A 1,411-nucleotide genomic window follows, 5' to 3' on the forward strand; every position below is an offset into this window, starting at 1 on the left:
TCGGCGGCATGCCGTCGCTGGCGCGCGCCCAGGGCGCGCCCGGCGCCACCATCCGTGTCGCCAGCAGCGTGCCGGCAGCGACGATCGACCCGGTCACCATTGCCGACGCCGGCGGCTTGCTTGTCATGCAGCAGGTTGCCGAGTTTCTCTGCGTCGACGGTCCCGATCTGGTGCTGCAGCCGGCGCTGGCCGAGAGCTGGAAGCCGAACGACAACGGCACGGTTTGGACCTTCAAGCTGCGCAAGGGCGTAAAATTCCACAGCGGCGGCGAGATGAAGGCCGAGGACGTCGTGGCCAGCATCGACCGCCTTGCCGATCCGGCAAACTCGTCCAACGCGCTGTCGGTGTTCAACGGCATCCTGCAGAAGGGCGCCTCCAAGAAGGTCGACGACTACACGGTGGAATTCCACCTCGATGCGCCGAACGGCAACTTCCCCTACATGCTGTCGTCCGACAACTACAACGCCGTCATCATCCCGGCGAGTTACAAGGGCGACTACGAGAAGAGCTTCGACGGCACCGGGCCGTTCAGAATAGAGAAATACACGGCAAAGGTCGGCGCCTCCTTCGTCCGCAACGAAGACTATTGGGGTCCGAAGGCACTGTCGGAACGCACCGAATTCACCTTCTTCACCGATATGCAGCCGCAGATCCTGGCGCTGCAGGGCGGACAGGTCGACATCATCAACCAGATGCCCGTGCTGGCCGGCGTCGCTCTGCTCAACGATCCGAACGTCGACATCATCAGCCTGAAGTCGTCGGCCCATCAGCAACTGCACATGCGCTGCGACGAGGGTCCGTTGAAGGATGCGCGCGTGCGCCGTGCCATTGCGCTCTGCCTCGATCGCGACAAGCTGGCCGCCGGCCTGATGAAGGGACGCTCCGCTCTAGGCAATGACAGCCCGTTCGCCGCCGTCTATCCTTCGACCGATACGAGCGTGCCGCAACGCAAGCAGGATATCGCCCAGGCCAAGCAGCTCATGGAAGCAGCCGGCCTTGGCCAGGGCTTCAAGATAACCCTGACCACCGAACGCTACCTGGAAATCCCCGAATACGCCCAGCTGATCCAAAACTGGGTCAAGGAGATCGGTGTCCAACTCGACCTCAACATCCTCGACCAAAGCGGCTATTACGGAGACGCGGTGTTCGGCAAGTCGAACTGGCTGGATTCGGTGATGGGCATCACCGACTATGGTCACCGCGGCGTGCCGAACGTCTATCTCGCGGCACCGCTGAAGAGTGAAGGCACCTGGAACGCGGCACACTTCAAGAACAAGGACTATGACGCGCTGGCGACCAGCTACATCGCGGCCCTCGACCTCGAGGCACAGAAGGCCGACGCCGGCAAGATCCAGAAGCTGCTGCTCGAGGAAACGCCTGTCATCTTCGGCTATTTCTATGACTATCGGAC

The 1,411-nt window shown here is 62.1% G+C and carries 1 protein-coding gene; it reads left to right on the top strand.

Annotated elements, in window-relative coordinates; translation table 11 throughout:
* A partial coding sequence (locus tag EN750_RS34295; protein ID WP_145968197.1) for an ABC transporter substrate-binding protein occupies positions 1 to 1,411 on the top strand: 1,411 nt, incomplete at both ends.

The sequence above is a fragment of the Mesorhizobium sp. M7A.F.Ca.ET.027.03.2.1 genome (assembly GCF_003999175.1).
Taxonomy (GTDB): Bacteria; Pseudomonadota; Alphaproteobacteria; order Rhizobiales; family Rhizobiaceae; genus Mesorhizobium.